Here is a 22,086-nt window from a genome sequence, read left to right on the forward strand (position 1 = left end):
AAAATACTGAAATTAGTTTTTAATAGAGTAACGCTTCACAATTATGTAGCGATTAGTTACGAAAACGTTTTATGAGATTATTAGTTTTGAATTCTTGTAGTTATTATGATGGCGCCATCATTTTCTTTTTCATTATATATTATGCGACTACTGTTCTTGTTTAAGAAGTCTAAACTTATGATATCAGATTTTTTGAGAGGTAATAATATGGTGTCTTGTTTTTTGTTGTATTCAAAAGGAATTCCGTTTATTACAATTAAAGGCGATTTGTCAATTTGATTTTCATCAAAGGCTTGATTGACTAATTCTAAGACAAAATATTTATTTTCTTTTGTGTCGTTTAAAATAAAAGTATGAGGATTAGAACAACCGAATACTATTGTTGACGAAAGTATTGATAAAATTCGTTTCATTAATTGATTATGATTTAGTGAAAAGTTGTTTTTAAGTAAAAGTTTTTACCAAATCTTCCACCAAGGTTTTTTATTCACCTCAATTGTTTTTTTAGTCATATTGATTTCTATTCTCTTTTGAGGTTCAATTTTAATTTTAGAATCATCAAAAAACATTTCGCCATTTTCATTCATTCCAATTGGAGTTTTTGTTCTTTCTTTCCAATCGTTAGTTTGTAGTTCTGGGATTAGCGGACTGTTTCTTTTATTAAAGAATTTTTCTTTTGCTTTTTCTGTAATTTCTTCTTCTAGGTTTGAAGATGAGTTTTTAAAGAGTGTTAATGAATTGTCTGGAATATTTAAAAGAAAAACTTGTGTTTTATTTTCAATTCTTTGAATATCCAATACTTTAAAATAAGCAACAGTATCTAAAAGAAAGTGACCAATATTTGCTGAATCGGCGTTGAATATTGATAAGTCTTTTGCATGAGCACTTGCAATTAAATATCTGAAATTTCCCGAAAGTCCACCTCCAATAGAACTCATATCAGTAAAACCTTTTTCTTGAATTATCTGTCCGACTTTGTAGTTTGAAATTAAATCCTCAGGCAAATTTGTATCTCTGTAAAATAGTTTTAAACCAGAAAAAGTTTCATTATAAATTGCTTTAAGACGGTCATTTTTCATTGTTTCTATCTATTTTAAAGAATGTGGTTCCAGTAAAAATTATAAATTCCCAATGCTATCCAGCTCTCTTTTTAGTGGTGCTATTTGCTTTAAGAAACGTTCTTTGTTTTTGCCAGTCATTGATTCTCCTGTAGGTAAATTCAATTTCAATGCATCTACTTGTACGCCATTTTTCCAGAAACGATAACAAACGTGAGGACCAGTTGCCAGACCTGTACTTCCTACCAATCCGATAGTTTGACCTTGTGCAACATGCTGTCCGCGTTTTACTAATATTCGGGACATATGTAGGTATTGGGTAGAATAAGTACCGTTGTGTTTTACTTTTACAAAATTTCCGTTTCCGGCTGTATAGCCAGTGTTTTCTACAATTCCAGCTGCAGTTGTAGATATTGGGGTTCCTGTAGGGGCGGCATAGTCAGTTCCTTTGTGTGCTTTCCAAGTGTGTTGTACGGGATGGAATCTATTGCTGGTAAACCTGGATGTAATTCGGCTGAATTTTATTGGTGTTTTTAGAAAGAAATTTTTAAGTGTTTTTCCTTCATCATCATAATATTCTATTTTGCCAGAAGTTGTATCTTGTTCAAATGGAAACGCGTAAACAATTTTTCCTTTATATTCAAAGAAAGCTGCTTCCAGATCTTCAACACCATCATAAATAGAATCATTTATGAAGCGTTCTTTGAAAATTAAGCCGTAACGGTCTCCTTTTTTAAGTTTGAAGAAGTCAATAGACCATGCAAATATTTTGGTAATTCGGCTTGCTAATGCAGTTTCTACGCTTTCATTTCCTAAAGTTTCTGATAGGGAGCTTTTTAGGACGCCACCTATTATTTTTCGTTTCAGTATAACTGGCTTTACTTTTTTATATGCTTTGGCAATACTATCGCGTAAATCGACTACATAATAAGTTAATGCGTCGGGTTGGTATATAAAAACTTGTAAATCGTTTGTTTTGTTTTTTGATCTAAGAAGTGTGTATGGTTTGTGATATCGGATTGTTCGAACATTAAATGAATCTTTAATTTGTTCTACAATGGTGTATACTTGTTTGTTTCCAATATTTTGACCTTGTATAATTGTTCCGAAGGTTTCGCCTTTTTCTATAGTGTCGTTTACTACATTATAGTCAGCATAGTTAAAGCCAAATTCCTTTTTTTGTGATTTTGGTTTTATAACTTTAGTTTCAATTTTATCCGTTGTTTTATTACATGATACGATTAAAAATAACATTATTATAATTGCTGATATTCGTTTCAAACCTATTCTTCTTTATTAATTAAACTTCTTTTTCATTTCCCCAATTGGCCAATTCTTCGGTGCTCCATAATTCAGGGAAAAATATCCTGCGTTGGAATTTTGGGTGCATGTATTTTTGCCAATCGCTTCCGCCAGTAGCTTCTCCATTGCCTTTTCCGCTTTCAAGAATATATTTTATTGCAGTGTTTAAGTGTTGCATTACCCAGGTAATATTTACTGTGTGATCGTAATGGCGCATTGCCTGAACTAGTGTTGGGTTTTTTTGGTCTTTTTCGGGAAGTTGTTTGAATTTTTGCCAAATATTTTTGGTCTTGTATTCTTTCATTTGAGTCAAAAATTGCGCTTTGTATTTTTTTTCAAATTCTTGAAGTAAGTACGATTTTTGACCTGTTTGGTAATCTTTTCCTGCGGCTTGCCAATATAAATGCTCAAAGCTGGTTTCCAAATCAGTATTAGCATCAAATTTGTCTTTGTATCTGCGGTCTGTTAAGTTGATTATGTCGGTAGAAGAAAATTCGATTAATCTGTATTGTGCACTTTGGAACCCGCTTGCAGGCGTTAGTGTATTTCGGAACTTCATATATTGATCGACTTCCATGCCGTTTTCCATAATGCTAAAAGAGTTGGTTAGCATGTCGAAATAACGGGTAATTCGGGAAAGACGTTCAGTAAAAAAATCTGCTTGAATATTTTCGACTTCCGAAATTTGATCGATTTCCCAAAGAATCATCTTAAAAATTAATTCATTTACTTGATGGTACATAATAAATACCATTTCGTCAGGAAGTGTTGTTCTTTGTATTTGAAGATTTAATAACGCATCGGTTTGGATATAATCCCAATACGTAATAGGTTTAGACCAAAGCAGACCTTCTAATTGGACATCTGTTTTTTGGTTTATAGCGTGGTATTTTTTATCAATTTCTTTTAAAATTGATTCTGAATTATCAGTGATATTCATTATTTTTTTACTTTAAATGGATTTTTTAATCCTTTGAATGCGTCCAAATCGGCTTTTATTGATCCTACAGCAAGATCAGCTTTTATTCGAACGGGTAATTTGTTATCGTCGTCTGTTATCCAAAGTGTTAGACTTTCTTTTTCTTTAAAAACCCGACCTGATTGTACCAATGGTTTAAAAATCATTGTCGAAACGGTTCCAAATTTAGTTGTAATATCTTCACGACCTACGAATTTTAACTTAAATTTTGTTGTTTCATCATCAAAAAACATGTCAATTGATATTGATTCCCCCGATTTTAGTTTGTCTATATTAGGATGATTCCTCAAATAGTAAAATGAGGACATGATATCTTGTACGTTTTTGCCAACAATAATAGTTTTTTCGGCTTTATGTTTGTAGTCTTTTACAAGCACACGACCTTCGGTCTGGTTAAAAAAACCTTCTTGATCTTTGGTGTATCCTCCTTCGTCTATTTTTCGTACAAATTGATATGGGTTTCCTGTTTCTTTATCAAAATAGCTTTCATAAAGATCATCTACTTTAAAGAAAAATCGAGACATTCCGGTTGTATATCCTTTGCCTACGGCATGAAATACCTTTTTATTGTTCACGATGGCTTCTTTTACTTCCAGAGTTGCGTATCCAGCATTTATAATGCCATAATGTATTCTGAATTTGAACCATTCGCCGACGTCAAAAGAGTCTTCTTTTTGAGTGTCAAAGCTAAGTGTGAGGATTACAAATATGGAGAGGATTAGTTTTTTCATATGATTCTTTGACAATTTATAAAATAAATGCAAATTCTATTCCAAATGTATTAAAACAAAAAAACTCAGTCAAGGAATGACTGAGTTTTTATGCTATTAACTAACCAAAAAACTATAAATTATGAAATTTATATCAATTTAGGAAGGAAACCACCCCCTCCTGTTTTGCGAGTGCAAAGATAGATACAAACACATTAAAAATAATAGTAAAAAAGTGAGTTTAACATAACATTTGCAAAAAAAGCATCGGTTTAAAGAGGATTTTTTCACATAATGTATAAAAAAAGCTTTTTTACAGCGTTCCTCGCAATTCTTGTTCTCTCTCGATTGACTCAAAAAGAGCTTTAAAGTTCCCCGCGCCAAATCCTTTGGCTCCCATTCTCTGGATAATTTCAAAAAATAGGGTTGGACGGTCTTGAACAGGTTTTGTGAATATCTGTAATAAGTACCCATCTTCGTCTGCATCGACCATAATGGCTAATTTTTCGATTTCATTCAAATCTTCTTTCATCATATCCATATGAACTCCTAAACGTTCTGGAATCGCTTGATAATAAGTATGTGGTGGTGCAGATAAAAACTCAACTCCTCTAGATTTTAATTCAGATACAGTTTTGATGATATCATCTGTAGCAATAGCGATATGTTGGATTCCAGGTCCACCATAGAAATCTAAATATTCCTCTATTTGTGATTTTTTCTTTCCTTCGGCAGGTTCGTTGATTGGGAATTTAATTCTTCCGTTTCCATTACTCATTACCTTACTCATCAATGCAGAGTATTCGGTATTGATTTGTTTGTCATCAAATGATAAGAAGTTAACAAACCCCATGACATCTTCATAGAACTTTACCCAAGTATTCATTTCGTTCCAACCTACATTTCCTACCATGTGATCAATGTATTTTAATCCTGTTGGTTCTGGATTATAGTCTGATTTCCATTCTTTGTAACCTGGTAAGAAAACACCATTATAATTTTTTCTTTCTACAAAAATATGAACGGTTTCGCCATAAGTATAAATTCCAGAACGAACTACTTCGCCAAATTCATCTTTTTCAACCGTTGGTTCCATAAAGGAACGTGCACCACGTTTCATAGTTTCTTCGTAAGCACTTCTGGCATCTTCAACCCAAAGAGCTGCGACTTTTACACCATCTCCATGTTTTTTAAGATGTTCATGGATAGGGGAGTCTTGTGTTAAAGGGGTGGTTAAAACAATTCTAATCTTATCTTGTTTTAGCACATAAGATGCTTTGTCTCTTACTCCAGTTTCCAATCCTGCATAGGCTAATGACTGATATCCAAAAGCGGTTTTATAATAATGTGCCGATTGTTTTGCATTTCCTACGTAGAATTCTACATAATCGGTTCCTAATAATGGAAGGAAATCTTGTGCTCCTTCAAAGATTTTTTCTAATCCGTATTCTACTGATTTTACTTCTTTTGACATGATGTTTATTTGTTTAATCGGTTAAGCGTTTATTTGATTAAGCCGAAATTGATGTTTAAATGTTTTTTTACCGTAAAGTGCGCAAAGGTTTTTTATAAGTAAGATTTTGTAAAAACACGAAGGACGCAAGGTTTTGCGAACTTGTATAAATAAAATATCATTAGAAAATCTTTGCGAACTTTGCGTAAAATCCTTTGCGGACTTTGCGGTTAGATCGATTTGTTAATTATTCCACCCAAGATTTGTAATATTGTCCATCGTCAATTCCCATTGCTTCTTCGGTTACCATTAATGGACGGAAAGTATCGACCATTACTGCTAATTCCTGGGTTTCTTTGTGACCAATACTTCGCTCCATTGCGCCTGGTGCTGGACCATGCGGAATTCCTTTTGGGTGTAAAGTGATATGACCTTGCTCAATATTGTTACGACTCATAAAATCTCCATCAACGTAGTAAAGTACTTCATCTGAATCTATATTGCTGTGGTTATAAGGTGCCGGGATTGCTTTTGGGTGATAATCGTAAAGTCTAGGGCAGAATGAACAAACTACGAACGTAGCTGTCTCAAAAGTTTGATGTACTGGTGGTGGTTGGTGTACACGTCCAGTTATAGGCTCGAAATTATGAATTGAGAATCCGTATGGGAAATTATAGCCATCCCATCCCACAACGTCAAAAGGATGTGTTGCATAAACTACTTCGTGCATCATGCCTTCTTTTTTGATTTTAATTAAAAAATCACCTTTTTCATCGTGTGTTTCTAATTCATTAGGCAAAATAAAATCGCGTTCGCAAAAAGGAGAATGCTCTAAATGCTGACCTGATTCGTTTTTGTATCGCTTTGGAGTGTAAAAAGGAGAAAATGATTCTACGTAAAACAATCTATTTTCTGAGGTTTCAAAATCTATTTGATATATAATTCCTCTTGGGATAATAAGGTAATCTCCATATTCAAATGGGATATTTCCCATCATAGTACGTAATTTTCCTTTTCCTTTATGGATGAAAAGCATTTCATCGGCATCGGCATTCTTATAAAAATACTTTTTAAGTGATTCTTTTGGAGCTGCCAATCCTATAGTACAATCTTTATTAACAAGCATTGCTTTTCGACTGTCTAAAAAATCATTCTCTGGTTTTAGTTCAAAACCTTTTAATAAAAGTGATTTTATGTTCTTACCGATTGCAATCTTAGGTTCTACAGAATAAGAATTTAAAATTTCCTTTACCTGTGTAGGTCTGTGAACGTGATATAACAATGAGGAATGTCCGTGAAAACCTTCGGTTCCAAACAGTTGTTCGTAATATAAACCTCCGTTAGGTTTTTCGAATTGGGTGTGTCTTTTTTGGGGAAAATCTCCAAGTTTATGATATAATGGCATGGCTTTTCTATTAGATAATTTGTAAATTAGATAATTCGAAAAATTTGAATTGTGTGAACAGATAATTAGCTTATTTTCTAAATTGACTAATTACCCCAATTCGAAACCATTATTCAGGATTTCTCTTGATAAGGAATTGAAGATACTCTAATAAACCTGTCCATTTTGTTTTCATTATAACAAATGTCGTAATTTTTATTAATCAAAATTACATATTATATTATTTATAACACAAATTATTTCTAAAAATCTAAATTAAAACACAAATCCTATTTTAAACCATGTGTAACCTTTTGTGTTCTCTGGAGACCAGGAATATTTTATTTCTATCGGTCCTATTATTGTTTCTAAGCCATAACCTACGGCATATCCTGTATACTTTGGTACTGATACCCACTCTACACCTTCAAAAATATTGTTTCCTAGGTTCGCGAAGTTAGCTGCGAAATTAACGTGATTCTTTTTGAATATTTCATAGTCAAAAGTTGCTTCTGCTTTTATAACGCTATTTCCTGCAAGACTTAAAAAGTCATACCCATAGAAGTAATTAAAATTATCTAATTTATAATAACCATAACCACCTAAAACATAATTAAAGAAAGGGACACTTGTTTGTCCAAAAGTTAGTCCTGCATTGGCTTTAAATACAAAAGTAGCTCTATTGAATAGCGTTTTTGCAATTCCAATTTCGGCTTTTGCAGTAGAGAAAGGTTCGAAAGTTTTCGTGTAATTTGAAGAATATAAATAAGACTGAATGTTACCCGAAAAATACCAACCTCTTCTAGGAAAATCTTTATTATCGAAAGTGTCATAATTCATATATCCGAACAAACTAAAATAACTGCTTTTATCTATATTAGGATCTACGCTGGTTGATGTTTCGGAGTTTATCTTTAAATATTTATACTCGACTCCACCTCCAATTAAGAATTTTTGAACAAAAAGAGTTTGAAAATAAGCCTGATTATTTATATCCATAAAATCCACATTGACTAAATTTGGATCTGGACTATTATTAAGTGGGCTGCTTAATTCATTGGTTATGTTTCGGTTAAACTGTGTTAGTCTTGATTTAAATCCAAAACTAATATTGAATCCATTCTCTATATAATAATCAAAATTATATCGAAAATTATCTCCTAACATAACATCCAATGAAGTGATATCATTTTTAAAAAGTGTTTTTTTATGGGTAAGATTTACCAATATTGCACTTTTATAGAGTCCGTCATAATGCAAACCAAATTTTAAATAGGTTTGTGTTGGGTTTTCTTTTAAAGTTAAGTTTAAGTCATCATTCTTATTCTCTGGATCCAATGAATATGAAATGGCACTAAAGTTTTGGGTGGCATTAATATTGTTAACCCCTTTTAAAAGATCTTTATAAGTAATTTTAGATCCGGATTTAAAACGCAGTTTACTTGTGATGTATTCGTTTGTGTAATTGTCTAAGTGGTTGCAGTTTATGTTCTCAATATCCAAGGTGTCCGAAGCTACTTTTAATGGTGGTTTTTTATAATAACCTTGTTTTTCGACCAATGCTTTAATCTTTTCGTAAACGGCAAATGTAGCGTCTTCTCCTCTTCGGATAATTTGCTCTCCTTTATCGAATGAGATTACGCCATATTCTTTAATATCCGGTTTAATATAGATATCGGTGTTTTTTATTTTTCTCTTCATCTTGTCAATGGACTGAAGATTGGTAATTTGTACCAATATACGGGTGGCGTCTTTAAGTCTTTTTCGGTCAAGTAAGTCATCTTGGACATCTACGCCTATAATAATATCTGCACCTAAATTTCGAACTTCTTTTATAGGATAGTTATTTACTACACCACCATCTACGAGAAGTTTTCCGTCTATTTCTACAGGTGAGAATAAGGAAGGAAATGCTGCGCTGGCAATCATGGCTTGTGCCAAATTACCTTTGTTTAGCAATACTTCCTCGCCAGTTTCGATATTGGTAGCGATGCATAAAAATGGAGTTGGTAATTGATTGAAATCACGAACATGCCTAACGTTTCGAGTAAGACTACTTAATAAATTGTAGTTGTACATTCCTTTGGAAAGTGCTTCGGGAATACCAATTTTAAAATTACTAAAGGGTAAAATTATGGCATATAATTCATCATTTCTTTTTTCGTAAAAGTTCTTGGATGACCTTGGGATATAATCATTTATTAAGTCATCAAAATTGGTTCTCTTGAAAATAGAATCAATTTGGGTTGCATTATAACCAGATGCATAGAGTCCGCCAATTATAGATCCCATGCTCGTTCCGCCAATATAATCGATTTTTACACCTGCTTCTTCCAGAACTTTTAAAACGCCTATGTGAGCAAATCCCTTGGCGCCACCACCACTTAATACCAAACCAATTTTTGGACGATAAGAATCATCGGTATTCATTTTTTGTATGGTGTCTTGTGCAAATATATTCTGAGAGAAACTTAGTGCTATTAAAATAGTTAATGTTTTTATGCCCCAGATGGGAATGGAAAACTGCGAGTGAAGAAAAGCTATTTTTTCTTGTATAAAAAGAGCGACCCAAGAAGCTCCTTTTTTTACAATAGAAAAAAAGATTTTTAAGCGAGTATTTGAAATGGACAGCTGGATGAGGCTCATAGAAATAGCTGGTTTGTTTTGTAAAAGTCGGAAATATTATTGAATTTTATATGTCATTCTTGTTTTAATAACATTATTTCTTTAATAAAATCAGGTTTTTATTTTTGTCAAATTTCCAAATATCTGTGTGCCATCTTGCTCCACCTCGGCAACTGGATTGAAGGGTTTTCTTCTTTTTGTTAATTTGAATATCACAAAATTCATCACATTCTGGTGCAAATTTCGAAGATTGCCGCAATTTTTTAAATAACCCGTTTTCAGGGTTATAGATGAATATTTGATATATTGTATAGACACCCATACCGTCATCCAGATGATAACATGCAAAATCATGATATCCATCAAAGTTATAATCTTCAATAGCAATTTGAGTTTGTTTATCTGTTATAGATGTTTCAATACTGTCTATAACTTGAATTTTATTGTTTCTTGAAGTAGTGATTTCCAATTTTTCAAAATTATTAATTGGATTTATCTGTATTTGTGTTTTATCCTTTTGTTGAAATTTTAGAATTTCTTGACCATTAGAAAGAGAAGAAACTAATAATATTACACCAAAAAGGAATATTCTTAAATAATTCATTCTGGCTTTTGATTGTAAAATTCGACAATTTTTTTTGCTTTTGATATTCCTATAACTTCCGAAATTTCTTTCTCGGTTGCTAGTTTTAATCTCTTAACACTTTTGAAATGTTGAATCAATGTTAGCATAGTTTTTTCGCCAATTCCCGGAATACTTTCAATAGAGGAGTTTAGTGCTGCTTTACTACGTTTGTCACGGTGAAATGTAATTCCGAATCGGTGTGCTTCGTTCCTTAATTGCTGAATGATTTTTAACGTCTCAGATTTTTTATCCAAATACAAAGGAATGGAATCCCCGGGGTAAAATAATTCTTCAAGACGTTTGGCAATACCAATTATGGTGATTTTACCGCGTAATCCAAGTTCATCAATACTTTTTAAAGCCGATGATAATTGCCCTTTTCCACCGTCGATAATTATCAATTGTGGTAATGGTTCCTTTTCTTCAAGTAATCGCTTATAACGACGATATACGACTTCTGTCATAGATGCAAAATCATCAGGACCTTCGACAGTTTTTATATTAAAATGGCGGTAATCTTTCTTACTCGGTTTTCCGTCTTTAAAAACTACACAAGCAGCAACCGGATTGGTTCCCTGAATATTGGAGTTGTCAAAACATTCTATATGACGCGGTTCTACAGGTAAGCGTAAATCTTTTTGCATTTGCGCCATAATACGTTTGGTATGACGATCAGGATCTACTATTTGTAATTGTTTTAGTTGTTCTATTCGATAAAACTTAGCATTTCGAATTGATAGATCCAGAATTTGTTTTTTGTCACCCAATTGTGGAACCGTGACTTTTATGTTTTCGCCCAAATCAACTTCAAAGGGAACTATGATTTCTTTTGATAGTAATTGAAAACGCTCTCGAAGTTCGATTATGGCAAGTTCCAGTAATTCGGAATCGGTTTCGTCCAGTTTCTTTTTGATTTCCAAAGTATGGGAACGGATAATCGAACCATGTGAAATTTGGAGAAAGTTTACATACGCTGCACTTTCATCCGAAATTATCGAAAACACATCGACATTGGTAATTTTTGGATTTATAATGGTTGATCTCGACTGATAATTTTCGAGGACTTCTATTTTTTCTTTTATTTTTTGAGCTTCTTCAAAACGTAAATCTTGTGCCAATTGGGTCATAAGACGTTTGAAATCTTTCATGCTTTCTTTGAAATTTCCTTTCAGAATTTCGCGAATTGCATCAACCTGTCTTTGGTAATTTTCAAGTGTTTCTAATCCTTCGCAAGGACCTTTGCAATTACCAATATGAAATTCCAGACATACTTTAAACTTTCCGCTATTAATATTCGATTGACTCAAATCATAATTGCAAGTTCTTAATGGATATAGTTCTTTAATAAGATCCAGAATTGTATGTACGGTTTTAAAACTGGTATACGGACCAAAGTATTCTGAGCCGTCTTTAACCATTCTACGCGTAGAAAAAATACGAGAAAAGGGTTCTTTTTTGATGCAAATCCAAGGGTAACTTTTGTCATCACGCAGCAATACATTATAACGGGGCTGCAATGTTTTTATAAGATTGTTTTCTAATAAAAGAGCATCGGTTTCTGTAGGGACAACAATGTGTTTTATAGTTACAATTTTCTTGACCAAAACATTAGTTTTCGCCGTATCATGTATTTTATTGAAATAAGAAGAAACTCTTTTTTTTAAATTTTTGGCTTTGCCTACATATAATATTTTTCCGTCTTTATCATAATATTGATATACGCCAGGATTATCTGGTAAAGTCTGAATTTGAAGTTCGAGAGTTGGTTTTTGCATTCTGTTTTTATTTCGGGAGCTTGAAACGATGTGAGTTTTAAAATCGCGCTTTATATGATTTCTCAAAGCACACGTTGAATTAACTTCAAATTTACGAATTCCAAATAATAATTTCTATATTTAGCTTTTATTATTGAATATGAGAAATAGTAAACCGTTGGTAATTTTTGGAGAATCCATTTTACCAGGTGAAAGTAAAACCATCAATGTCGAAATTGCCCGACTACACACCACAACCAAACTTAATATTCCTGTTATTGTAAGGCGTTCTAAAGTTGAAGGACCTGTTGTTCTTTTTTCTGCAGGAATTCATGGTGACGAAATTAATGGTGTCGAAATTGTACGTCAGATAATTAGCAAGAAAATCAATCGTCCATTAAGAGGAACCATCATTTGTATTCCTGTTATAAATATGTACGGTTTTGTAAATAAAGCCCGTGAGTTCCCCGATGGTCGTGATTTGAACAGGGTTTTTCCGGGAAGTAAAAAAGGCTCATTGGCAAGTAGATTTGCGTATCATATTGTTACCGATGTTTTACCGGATGTTGAATATGCTGTCGATTTTCATGCTGGAGGAGCAAGTAGATTTAATGCTCCGCAGATTAGACTTTCTGAAAATAATCCTGATTTAAAAGTTCTAGCAGATGTATTTAGTGCACCTTTTACATTATATTCTAAAAATATTTCGGGTTCGTTTAGAAGTATAAGTGAAAAATTGAAAGTAAAAATGCTACTTTTTGAAGGTGGAAAATCCTTGGATATTAACCATGACATTGCTAATATTGGTATAGATGGTGTTAAGCGCTTGCTTACTCATCTGGAAATGTTAGATCCCAATCATGTTGTAGAAGCACCCGAAGAACCTTCGATTTATATTGAAAAATCGGTTTGGTTGCGAGCAAAGTGTTCTGGATTATTACACGACTACAATACAATTGGTAAGTTTGTCAAGAAGGGAACTATTTTGGCAATTATTACAGACCCTTTTGGTAAGTTTGAAAGAAAGGTAAAAGCGCCGCATGATGGTTATATTATTAATGCCAACCATTCGCCAATTGTGTATGAAGGTGATGCTATTTATCATATGTCCAAAACCAATCTAGATGATGATGACAACTAAGAAGGAATTGCGTTTGCAAAAAAAAATCTTAAGAAAACAATTTACAGAAGATCAAATTGATGAGATGAGTTTGGTAATTGCCAACAAAGTGCTTTCATTACCAATTTGGGAGAAAACTTATTTTCATGTTTTTTTACCAATTATAGAACATAAAGAAGTTAATACCGAATTTATTTTGCACTTGCTCGCAGGAAAAGACAAAGAAATAGTAGTTTCCAAAAGTGATTTCGAAACTCATAAAATGACTCATTTCTTGCTTACAGATAATACTAGGATTAAAAAGAATGAATATAATATTCCTGAGCCTGTTGATGGTTTGGAAGTTCCATCGAGTAAGATTGATGTTGTTTTTGTGCCGCTTTTAGCTTTTGATACTTCTGGAAATAGAGTAGGGTATGGTAAAGGATTCTACGATAAGTTTTTATCCGAATGCAAACCAGAAACTATAAAAATTGGGCTTTCTTTCTTTGAAGCCGATATCGAAATTACTGATGTTTTTGAAGGGGATATAAAACTCGATTATTGCGTGACGCCTGAGATAGTTTATAAGTTCTAGGTTTTTTACCGCAAATATTCGCAAAGAAATGGGATTTAGATTGTGGTGAATTAAGGTTCGCAAAGTTTAAAATTTTGAGCAAAAAAATAAGACTCCTTAGAGCCTTATTTTTGAAAGTCTTATATTTCTTATTTAACCTGATGGTTAAAACTATTTCACTTCTTTAACGGCCGGAGCTTCTATCCAACCTTCGGTTCCATCGGTTAATTCGATTTTTTTCCAGTTTTGTAATGACTCTTTTACGTATACTTTTGTTCCTTCATGAAGTGTAAAAATAGGAGATCCAGCCTTTTGAGGTTCGCTACGTACTTCGGCAATTTCTGCAAATACTATTGCGGGTTTTTCATTATCAAAATGGCTTTTTTCTAAAAACCCTGCAGTTAAACTCACTAGTAAAGCTAGTAATACTAAAAACATTCCAATAAAGAAAATTCTTTTGGAACGGGTAAGTTGAGAAAAATAATATCCAATAAAGCAAAGTAAGAATGCAGAGGCAATACCTACTGAAATCCATGCCCAGGTATTGTAATCATATTTCCCTGTGAAGTTTCGGATGAGTTTTGCAAAACCAACTTTAGGAACTTCTTTTATTTCATCAATAGTTAGTTTTTTTGCAAATTTTAAATTATTTAATGTCTCTACGTGATTAGGATTCAACACCAAAGCTTTTTCATAATTGTATATTGCAGGTGCCACTTTATTTAGCTTGTAATAGCAATTACCTAAATTATAATACAATTCGGCCGATTGTTTTTTATCAACTTTTATAACGTTTTCATACTCTTGTGCCGCTTGTTCGTATTTTGATTCCTGGTATAAAGTATTCCCTTTTTCAAAGCTGCTTTGAGCAAAGAAAAGCTGGGATAATAATAAGAATAGGTATAAAAGAATATTTTTCATTTTATTTATATGTAATAAGAGTTTCAATTTTGGGAATCTTAATTCGACTTAAGTTAAAACGGATCTCTTAGTGTGCTTTTTGGTTAAAAACCATATTAGACTATTTGTTTTTCTAATTCTGAAATTATCAATACAGCTTTATCAAAATCTTGTTGAATTGAAGCGCTGGATGCTGGTGCATATCTAGCAAATTCACAGTTCTCTGTTAAATTAATAAAGTTCTGAACCGATTCTGGATTTGCTTTTCTGGACAATAAAAGGTCTTTGATATTATCTTTGCTCATCTCCGAAGTTTCAATATGTAATTTGGCTTTTAGGAAATTATGCATTGCTTTCTCAAGCGCAATATAAAAAGGCTCTTTATTGTTGATTTGTTTTTTAGCTTCCGATAAATATTTCTTGGCTAGTTTATTGTTCATTTTAATTCTGTTTCCAGTAATATCGCCATCTATTGCTTCTTTTTTCTTCTTAGCCAAAACAATAATTGGTAGTATCAGGAATGGTAAAAATAACAAGCTATAATACAACGTCGAACCATAAAAATCATTTTTCACTACTGATGTGAAATTACTTTTTAGTTTGATATATTTAAATTGTTCAGTAGCCGATATTTTGTTTTTTGCAGTTGGACTTGAAGCAACATTTGCATCCGATGGTGTTGGACCATCAAGAACGTTCACCATTATTTCTGGAGAACTAATTGTTTTATAGCTTCCAGTGTTTAGATCAAAATAGGAAAATTGCATCGGTTTTATAGCATAGTTCCCTTTGTATTGAGGAATAATGGTATAAGTATCCGAAACCTTTCCAGACATTCCACTAAGCGTTGTGTTTACTTTTTCATCATGTACAGGGTCATACATTTCCAATGCATTTGGTACAACAGGTTTTGGTAAAGTAAATAATTTCATGTTTCCGCTACCAGCTGCACTAACAACTAACTCCAGACTTTCTCCGTTTTTTAATGTAGTTTTGGATGGAGTTACTTTAAAATCAAATTTACCAACAGCACCCGAAAAACCTTCTGGTTTACTAACTTCAGGAAGTGGTTTTACATTAATCGTTTTTGCTCCTGCAGATACTCGTTTGTTACCTTCGGTTAAGACAACCTGACCGAACATATTTCTTCGGTTTGTAGGTATTTGAACTCCAATATCCAGAGACAAAGGTTCGATAACTAATTTTCCTGATTTTTGAGGATATAATACCGTTTTTCTAAGCACAACAAAACGATATTGTTGCCCTTTAAACATGCCTTCTTCGGCAACAAGTTGTTTTATATCAATGTTTTGATTCCAGAAATCATTGTATTTAGGCTTTTCTAATTCCTTAAATCCAGAAATACCGATGTTGTTGAAATATAGTTTATAAATTACCGTAATAGGTTCGTTTATATATGGGTTTGTTTTGGATATATCGGCAACTAAATATAAATTATCATCTACAGATATTTGCTGTGGATCATTTGGATCTCTTTCTTGTGCTACTGCGGCAGTAACATTTATTTTTATAGGAGATGTTTTGTAAACTTGTCCGTTGTATTCTATGGCAGCTTGTCTTATGACAAGAGTTCCTTTTTGATTTGGTAATAAATAGTAAGAATAGATTTTTTCGAATGAACTTCTTCCATTTACCCATGACTGACTCACTTGTTGACTAGGTCCCGCAACAATTCTAAAACCATCGAATGAAGGCTGAACAAAGTTATCGCCATCAACGTTCATCATGAAGTCAATTCGAAGTCTTTCGTTTAGGCCAAGCGTAGTTTTGCTTACTCTGGCTTCAAATTGAACTTGAGCCATAAGCCCTTGGAAACTTAATAGTAATAGAATTAAATATCTTTTCATTACCTGTTTAATCGTTTTTTTTAAATCGTTTAACTGTTTAATCGTTTAACCGTTTGTTGTCTATGTAAATAAACAAATAAACAATTAAACGATTCAACTTTGTTTACCAGTCTTTCTCGGTTTTTTTAGGAGCGCCTTTTACTTTTTGGGCATTTACTTTATCCTGGATTTTCTTTTCTTCGTTATTTACTGCGTCAAGAAGATTTTGTAAACGTTCTTTAGAAATTCCGCCTGGCGTTGGTTTTGGTTCTCCTTTATTGTCATCTTTTTTAGGATCACCTTTATCGTCTTTTCCGTCCTTTTTGTCTTTATTTGGATCGCCCTTGTCGTCTTTCTTATCTTTATCCTTATCTCCTTTGTCGTCTTTTTTATCTTTGTCGCCGTCTTTTTTATCGTCTTTCTTGTCCTTATCCTTATTTTTATCTTTATTCTTATCGTCTTTAGGAGGATTTTCTTTTAGCATTTTCTTTGCCAATGCATAATTGTAACGTGTTTCATCATCGTTAGGGTCATTTCGTAGTGCATTTTTATAAGCTTCGACGGCTTGACCATAGTCTTTCTCCTTCATGAAAACATTACCAAGATTATGAAACGCTTTGTGTTTTTGAGACGGAGTTTTGGCGTTTTTTATAGCTTTTGCATAAGCAAATTTAGCTTCACCAACTTGATTTTGCTTATAGATGGCATTTCCTAAGTTATAAGGTGCAACTGTACGATTTGGGAATTTAGATTGCGAAATTCTATAATCAGCTTCAGCATCTACAAATTTATTCTGTTTATATTCTTCATTAGCTTTAGGCAACGCTTTGTCCTTTTCTTGTGCCGAAACAGCCAAAGAAAGCGTTAATAAAATATATAGAAGTAAATTTCTCATTCTAATTTTTTTGTTTTTGTTTCTTCCTAAGAAGTATTTAAATTTTGGTTGTCAGGAATCCACTTTTTTCATGTGGGTTTCAAACAATGATAACTGTTTTGAAATAACTATTTTTTTTCGTTAAATAAATTCAACTCTTTTACCCAATTTGTTTTTCTTTCCAATAAGAAAAGATCAATGAATAACAATACAAATGCTATACCAATAAACCACTGAAACTGTGATTGAAAATCGGCCATTTGTGTAGCTTCAAATTCTGTTTTTTGGATATTATCTAAAGCGTTTTTTACATAATCCAAAACCTCTTTGGTATTACCGCCATAAACATAACCACCTTTTGTAGCTTTTGCAATAGCTTTTAAACCTTCTTGATTTAATTTCGTAATAACGACTTCATTATTATTATCTTTTTGGAAACTTTCGACAACACCATTTTTTTTCAAAGGGATTGTAGCACCTTTTTCGGTTCCAACACCAATAGTAATGATTTTCATTCCTAGTTTGTTAGCCTCTTCTGCAGCAGCTTCAGCTCCTTCTGAATGGTCTTCTCCATCAGAAATCAAAATCAATAGTTTACTTGTTTTGCTTTTTTCGTCAAAATAAGTAGCCGATAATTTTATGGCTTCATCAAGTGATGTTCCTTGTGATGAAACCATCTCAGGGTTCATACTTTGCAAGAACATTTTGGCAACACTATAATCGGTTGTAATTGGTAAAACAGGAAAAGCACTTCCGGCATAGGCTACGATTCCTATTCGGTCATTGCCTAATTGGTTAATGATTTGTGAAACCAGTTGTTTACTTTTTTCTAAACGGCTTGGAGCAACATCTTCTGCAAGCATACTCTTGGAAACGTCTACTGCAAACACAATATCGATCCCTTCGCGTTTTACAGTTTCCATTTTTGTTCCAATCTTTGGATTAACCAAACCTAAAATCAATGCAGCCAAAGCTAAAAGGATAACTCCTAATTTTAAAAATGGTTTAAAAACAGAATGTTCTGGAGTTAGTTTTTTAACTAAATCCAAATCCCCAAACTCGCGTTGTTTTTTTCTTTTCCAATACATATTGATAAGAAAAACGCACACCAAAATTGGAAGTACTATAAGAAGGTATAAATATTTTTTTTCGTCTAATTCCATTTTTTAATTCTAGTTTCAGTTTTTAGTTTCAGTTTCCAGTTCTTTACTGTAACTGTAACCGAAGACTGAAATATTAAATAAAGCTCCTGTAAACAGTATTTCGTAATCCAATTTCCAATAATAGTAATAATCCGGCTAATATCACAAAAGGTCTGTATTTTTCATCGTAATCATAAAATTTTAATTCTTCGATTTCGGTTGTTTCCAGTTTGTTAATCTCATTATAGATAGAAGCTAATTTTTCATTGCTTGTAGCTCTAAAATATTTCCCTCCAGTTTTATTTGCAATAGTTTTCATCATTTGCTCATCAATTTCAACTTTCATCATTCTGAATAAAAATTGACCGTTTGGAGCAATTGCATAAGGGAATTCGGCCATTCCATTAGTTCCAATTCCAATTGTATAAACCTTGATTCCGTATTGTTTAGCAATGTCTGCTGCAGTATCTGGTTCGATGAATCCAGCATTATTAACACCATCTGTCATCAGTATGATTACTTTACTTTTGGCTTTACTGTCTTTAAGTCTGTTTACGGCAGTGGATAATCCCATTCCGATTCCAGTTCCATCAACTAAAACATTGTCGTATTTTATACTTTTAATAGCTTCAAGGATAATAGCTTTATCACTTGTTACGGGTGTTTTTGTATAGGCTTCAGATGCGTATAAAACAAGCCCAATTCTATCGTTAGGTCTTTCGTTAACAAAGTCGGCGGCCAGTTTTTTAAGAGCTTGCATACGATCTGGTTTTAAATCTCGTGCAAGCATACTTCCAGAAACGTCTATTGCCATTACAATATCAATTCCTTTTGTCGTTTTGGTTTTATTGCTTACATCTACGGTTCTTGGTCTTGCCAATGCAATTATCAAAGAGCTTAAAGCCAAAATTCTAAATACACCCAGAAAAGGCTTTAGTTTTGCTAATAAGGATTCTGAAGATTTAAAACCTTGCAATGAACTCATTTTTAATGTTGCCGATTGCTGATTTCTTTTCCAGAATAACCAAGCAATTGCAATGGGAATCAAAAGAAACAACCAGAAAAACTCAGGGTTTAAAAAAGTTATTTTATCCATTAATTAGTTGCTTTTTTTAGTTCTACAGAGTTTAATATGCGGTCTGCAATATCATTGGCATAAGTATCTCCTTCTTCGTGGAAAATCATTATTTGTTGTAATCCGCCTTCTTGGCTAAATAAAAGGATCTCGTAATACATTTTGGTACTCGATTTACTACCTTCATCTACATTAGAGAAGGTTCCATACCCTTTAATTCCACGAATACCTTCTTTGGTTTCGAAGTCTTCTTGTTTTACAATCATATTTCTAGCGCCTTGAGCTTCTATAGTTTTTATAGTGACTTCAAGTGATTTTGGTAAGTCAATTGGAGTTTCTTGTTTGTATTTTAAAGTAGAAATCATCAATGAGAAATTATCAACAAGACTTCCATACCCAAAAGATTGCATTTCTTTAATTAAAGCCAAACCATCTTTCGGTAGGGTTTTAGTTAAATCCATTCTTTTTAAAACCTTAGGAGTTTCTATTAGTATACCAGGATTTCCATACTCACTTTTTACCCATTCTCCTTCTAATAATTCCTTAGATGGATGTCCGATAATATTATCTTTTACATAAGTAAACCCTTTTGTAGCGATGAAATATCCTGTAACAAGAAAAATTAAAAATAAAACAGCTGCTACAGATAAAGCAATACGTTTATTGCGTTTTTTCTGTAATTGTATTTTTATTTGTTTTTGCCTTTGTGCTTCATTTAGTAAAGTATCTTCTTCTACAGCTACTTCTACAGGAATAGCATTGTCAAGAGTAAGAATTGCTTTTTGTATTTTATTTCGGTCTTCGGTAATTTCAAAATCTAATGGTTTTGATTTTGCAAATTTCACCAAATCGGCTTGTTTTAATACGCGCTCTAAGTTCTCGACAGTTTCTGGCGTTAACGTCATTTTCTTTTTTACCGATGCAGCTCTAATTCCTTGTATAAGCTCAGATGTGGTACTTTCCATTGCTGGAATTTCGATTGCTTCCTCGATATAATTTCTGGCAATATCGGTTAGTTCACTATAATAAGCTTTAACTTCCCCTTTTTGCCAAAGTTCTTTTTTCTCCAATGTATTAAGCAAACTAGTTGCTTTTTCAATTGGGGTTTTATAAATCTCTTCTTCTATTTTTTTCTGTTGTCTTTTTTTGATGAACCAATATACCAAAGCACCGATTCCTATGATTAAAGCGAGAATCAACAGGTATTTCCACCAATCACCAATTCCATCTTCAACTTTAGTAATGTCCTTAATGTCATACATTTTTTGTTGCAATGTATCTACTTTTACACTTGCAACTTCTACTCGAATAGAATCAGTTAGATATGGTTTTTTGTCAATAAGGATTTGAATACTTGGAATTGTATACTTTCCAGAATCAAACTGCGTTAAACCATACTTTTTAATCAATTCATACTGGTCATTTTTTCTGACAGTATCAATTGGATACGATTTAATTACCTCAAGAGGTCCGATATTTTTAAGTTTAGGAAAAACTACTTTCGACTTAGCATCGACAGTAGTTTTAAGGGTTAACTTAAACTCTGCTCCAATTTTATTTTTAGTAGTATCTATGCTAGTCACAATTTGTTTTTGTTGTCCAAAAACAGTTGCTGTAAGCAAGAATAAAAATATGTAAAGTTTTAATTTCATTTGATTTTTTGATTTCAGATTTTAGTCTAAAACGGATGCTTAAAAATGGAACGCTGATGAGACAGATTTAAGCGGATTTTATTTTTAATTTTTCTCTTCAAATTATGTTTAAAATCTATTGATCTAACAATCTAAGAAGTCTAAATAATCTAATTCTTTATCTCGATTTAAAATAGCCTAATAATTTGGTTACATAACTTTCATCTACACGAGTATTTACTACACCAGCACCGGATTTGCTAAAAGTTTCTTTAAAATAAGCTACTTTACTACGGTAATGTTTTTCGTAATTAGTACGTATTGTTTTGGAACCTGTATTGATTAATTGTGTTTTTCCCGTTTCGGCATCAAGCATTGAAACCATTCCGAGATTTGGTATTTTTTCTTCTCGAATATCATATACTCGAATACCTGTAATATCGTGTTTTTTGGATGCAATTTTTAATGTATGTTCATAATCTTCCGACATGAAATCTGAGATTATAAAAACGATAGCTTTCTTTTTTTGTGTACCCGATAGGAACTTTAATGCCTGAGCAATATCGGTTTTATGACTTTTAGGTTCAAACTCGATTAATTCACGGATAATACGTAATACGTGTGATCTTCCTTTTTTAGGTGGAATATACAATTCGACTATATCCGAGAACAACATCAAACCTATTTTGTCATTGTTTTGCGTTGCCGAAAAAGCCATTGTAGCAGCAATTTCGGTTACGATATCTTTTTTGAACTGATTCTTGGAACCAAAACTTTCAGAACCCGAAATATCTACCATAAGCATCATGGTAAGTTCGCGTTCTTCTTCAAAAACTTTTACGTGGGCTTCATTGTAGCGAGCGGTTACATTCCAATCGATAGCACGTATATCATCGCCATATTGGTACTGACGCACTTCGCTAAAAGTCATACCGCGACCTTTAAATGAAGAGTGATATTCTCCCGAAAAGATATGATTACTTAATCTTTTGGTTTTGATTTCTATTTTACGTACTTTTTTTAATAGCTCTTTTGTATCCATTTTTAATTT

At 32.7% G+C, this 22,086-nt stretch carries 19 protein-coding genes; 2 read left to right on the plus strand and 17 right to left on the minus strand.

What is annotated here, in order from left to right:
• Positions 1–80: 80 nt before the first annotated feature.
• The 10 genes from OIU83_RS08845 to uvrC all read right to left on the minus strand — a co-directional run bounded on the left by OIU83_RS08845 (position 81) and on the right by uvrC (position 11,911).
• Complete coding sequence (locus OIU83_RS08845) at positions 81–413, minus strand: hypothetical protein (RefSeq protein ID WP_264205891.1); 333 nt, start codon at positions 411–413, stop codon at positions 81–83.
• Positions 414–458: 45 nt separating this feature from the next.
• Positions 459–1,079, minus strand: coding sequence for a hypothetical protein (locus OIU83_RS08850; RefSeq protein WP_264205892.1), 621 nt, complete (start codon positions 1,077–1,079; stop codon positions 459–461).
• Between the two features lie 39 nt (positions 1,080–1,118).
• Positions 1,119–2,312 (minus strand): M23 family metallopeptidase, encoded by a 1,194-nt coding sequence (locus tag OIU83_RS08855; RefSeq protein WP_404827672.1) that lies wholly within the window; start codon positions 2,310–2,312, stop codon positions 1,119–1,121.
• A gap of 46 nt (positions 2,313–2,358) precedes the next feature.
• On the minus strand, positions 2,359–3,300 hold the full coding sequence (locus OIU83_RS08860; protein ID WP_264205894.1) for a tryptophan 2,3-dioxygenase family protein: 942 nt from the start codon (positions 3,298–3,300) through the stop codon (positions 2,359–2,361).
• Complete coding sequence (locus OIU83_RS08865) at positions 3,300–4,070, minus strand: DUF3108 domain-containing protein (protein ID WP_264205895.1); 771 nt, start codon at positions 4,068–4,070, stop codon at positions 3,300–3,302. The genes OIU83_RS08860 and OIU83_RS08865 overlap by 1 nt, the downstream gene beginning before the upstream one ends.
• Before the next feature lie 292 nt (positions 4,071–4,362).
• Positions 4,363–5,523: a 4-hydroxyphenylpyruvate dioxygenase gene (hppD, locus tag OIU83_RS08870; RefSeq protein WP_264205896.1), complete on the minus strand. Its 1,161-nt coding sequence runs from the start codon at positions 5,521–5,523 to the stop codon at positions 4,363–4,365.
• Between the two features lie 226 nt (positions 5,524–5,749).
• On the minus strand, positions 5,750–6,907 hold the full coding sequence (locus OIU83_RS08875) for a homogentisate 1,2-dioxygenase (RefSeq protein WP_264205897.1): 1,158 nt from the start codon (positions 6,905–6,907) through the stop codon (positions 5,750–5,752).
• 255 nt (positions 6,908–7,162) lie between these two features.
• Positions 7,163–9,316 carry a patatin-like phospholipase family protein gene (locus tag OIU83_RS08880; RefSeq protein ID WP_264205898.1) on the minus strand — a complete coding sequence of 718 codons (2,154 nt, stop codon included), beginning with the start codon at positions 9,314–9,316 and terminating at the stop codon, positions 7,163–7,165.
• Positions 9,317–9,605: 289 nt separating this feature from the next.
• Entirely contained in the window at positions 9,606–10,115 is a 510-nt protein-coding gene (locus tag OIU83_RS08885) for an XAC2610-related protein (RefSeq protein WP_264205899.1), read from the minus strand.
• A complete protein-coding gene (gene uvrC, locus OIU83_RS08890) occupies positions 10,112–11,911 on the minus strand; it encodes an excinuclease ABC subunit UvrC (protein WP_264205900.1) in 1,800 nt (599 codons plus the stop codon). The genes OIU83_RS08885 and uvrC overlap by 4 nt, the downstream gene beginning before the upstream one ends.
• Positions 11,912–12,050: 139 nt before the next feature.
• Between uvrC and OIU83_RS08895 the strand changes: the two genes are divergently transcribed.
• Together OIU83_RS08895 and OIU83_RS08900 are read left to right on the plus strand one after the other, a co-directional pair.
• Positions 12,051–13,031: a succinylglutamate desuccinylase/aspartoacylase family protein gene (locus OIU83_RS08895; RefSeq protein WP_264205901.1), complete on the plus strand. Its 981-nt coding sequence runs from the start codon at positions 12,051–12,053 to the stop codon at positions 13,029–13,031.
• A complete protein-coding gene (locus OIU83_RS08900) occupies positions 13,018–13,587 on the plus strand; it encodes a 5-formyltetrahydrofolate cyclo-ligase (RefSeq protein ID WP_264205932.1) in 570 nt (189 codons plus the stop codon). Before OIU83_RS08895 ends, OIU83_RS08900 begins: the two co-directional genes overlap by 14 nt.
• Before the next feature lie 150 nt (positions 13,588–13,737).
• On the opposite strand, the gene OIU83_RS08905 is transcribed toward OIU83_RS08900, so the two are convergent.
• The 7 genes from OIU83_RS08905 to OIU83_RS08935 all read right to left on the minus strand — a co-directional run bounded on the left by OIU83_RS08905 (position 13,738) and on the right by OIU83_RS08935 (position 22,077).
• Positions 13,738–14,487 carry a tetratricopeptide repeat protein gene (locus OIU83_RS08905; protein WP_264205902.1) on the minus strand — a complete coding sequence of 250 codons (750 nt, stop codon included), beginning with the start codon at positions 14,485–14,487 and terminating at the stop codon, positions 13,738–13,740.
• A gap of 95 nt (positions 14,488–14,582) precedes the next feature.
• On the minus strand, positions 14,583–16,334 hold the full coding sequence (locus OIU83_RS08910) for a BatD family protein (RefSeq protein ID WP_264205903.1): 1,752 nt from the start codon (positions 16,332–16,334) through the stop codon (positions 14,583–14,585).
• 103 nt (positions 16,335–16,437) lie between these two features.
• Positions 16,438–17,208, minus strand: coding sequence for a tetratricopeptide repeat protein (locus OIU83_RS08915; protein WP_264205904.1), 771 nt, complete (start codon positions 17,206–17,208; stop codon positions 16,438–16,440).
• 107 nt (positions 17,209–17,315) lie between these two features.
• A complete protein-coding gene (locus OIU83_RS08920) occupies positions 17,316–18,350 on the minus strand; it encodes a VWA domain-containing protein (protein WP_264205905.1) in 1,035 nt (344 codons plus the stop codon).
• Between the two features lie 73 nt (positions 18,351–18,423).
• The gene (locus OIU83_RS08925) at positions 18,424–19,425 is read right to left on the minus strand and encodes a vWA domain-containing protein (RefSeq protein WP_264205906.1); all 1,002 of its coding nucleotides are present in this window, start codon (positions 19,423–19,425) and stop codon (positions 18,424–18,426) included.
• Positions 19,425–21,056 (minus strand): hypothetical protein, encoded by a 1,632-nt coding sequence (locus tag OIU83_RS08930; RefSeq protein WP_264205907.1) that lies wholly within the window; start codon positions 21,054–21,056, stop codon positions 19,425–19,427. Before OIU83_RS08930 ends, OIU83_RS08925 begins: the two co-directional genes overlap by 1 nt.
• Positions 21,057–21,213: 157 nt before the next feature.
• Complete coding sequence (locus OIU83_RS08935; protein WP_264205908.1) at positions 21,214–22,077, minus strand: DUF58 domain-containing protein; 864 nt, start codon at positions 22,075–22,077, stop codon at positions 21,214–21,216.
• Positions 22,078–22,086: the final 9 nt, after the last annotated feature.

Origin of the sequence: Flavobacterium shii, assembly GCF_025847235.1 — a bacterium.
In the GTDB taxonomy this organism is placed as follows: Bacteria; Bacteroidota; Bacteroidia; order Flavobacteriales; family Flavobacteriaceae; genus Flavobacterium; species Flavobacterium shii.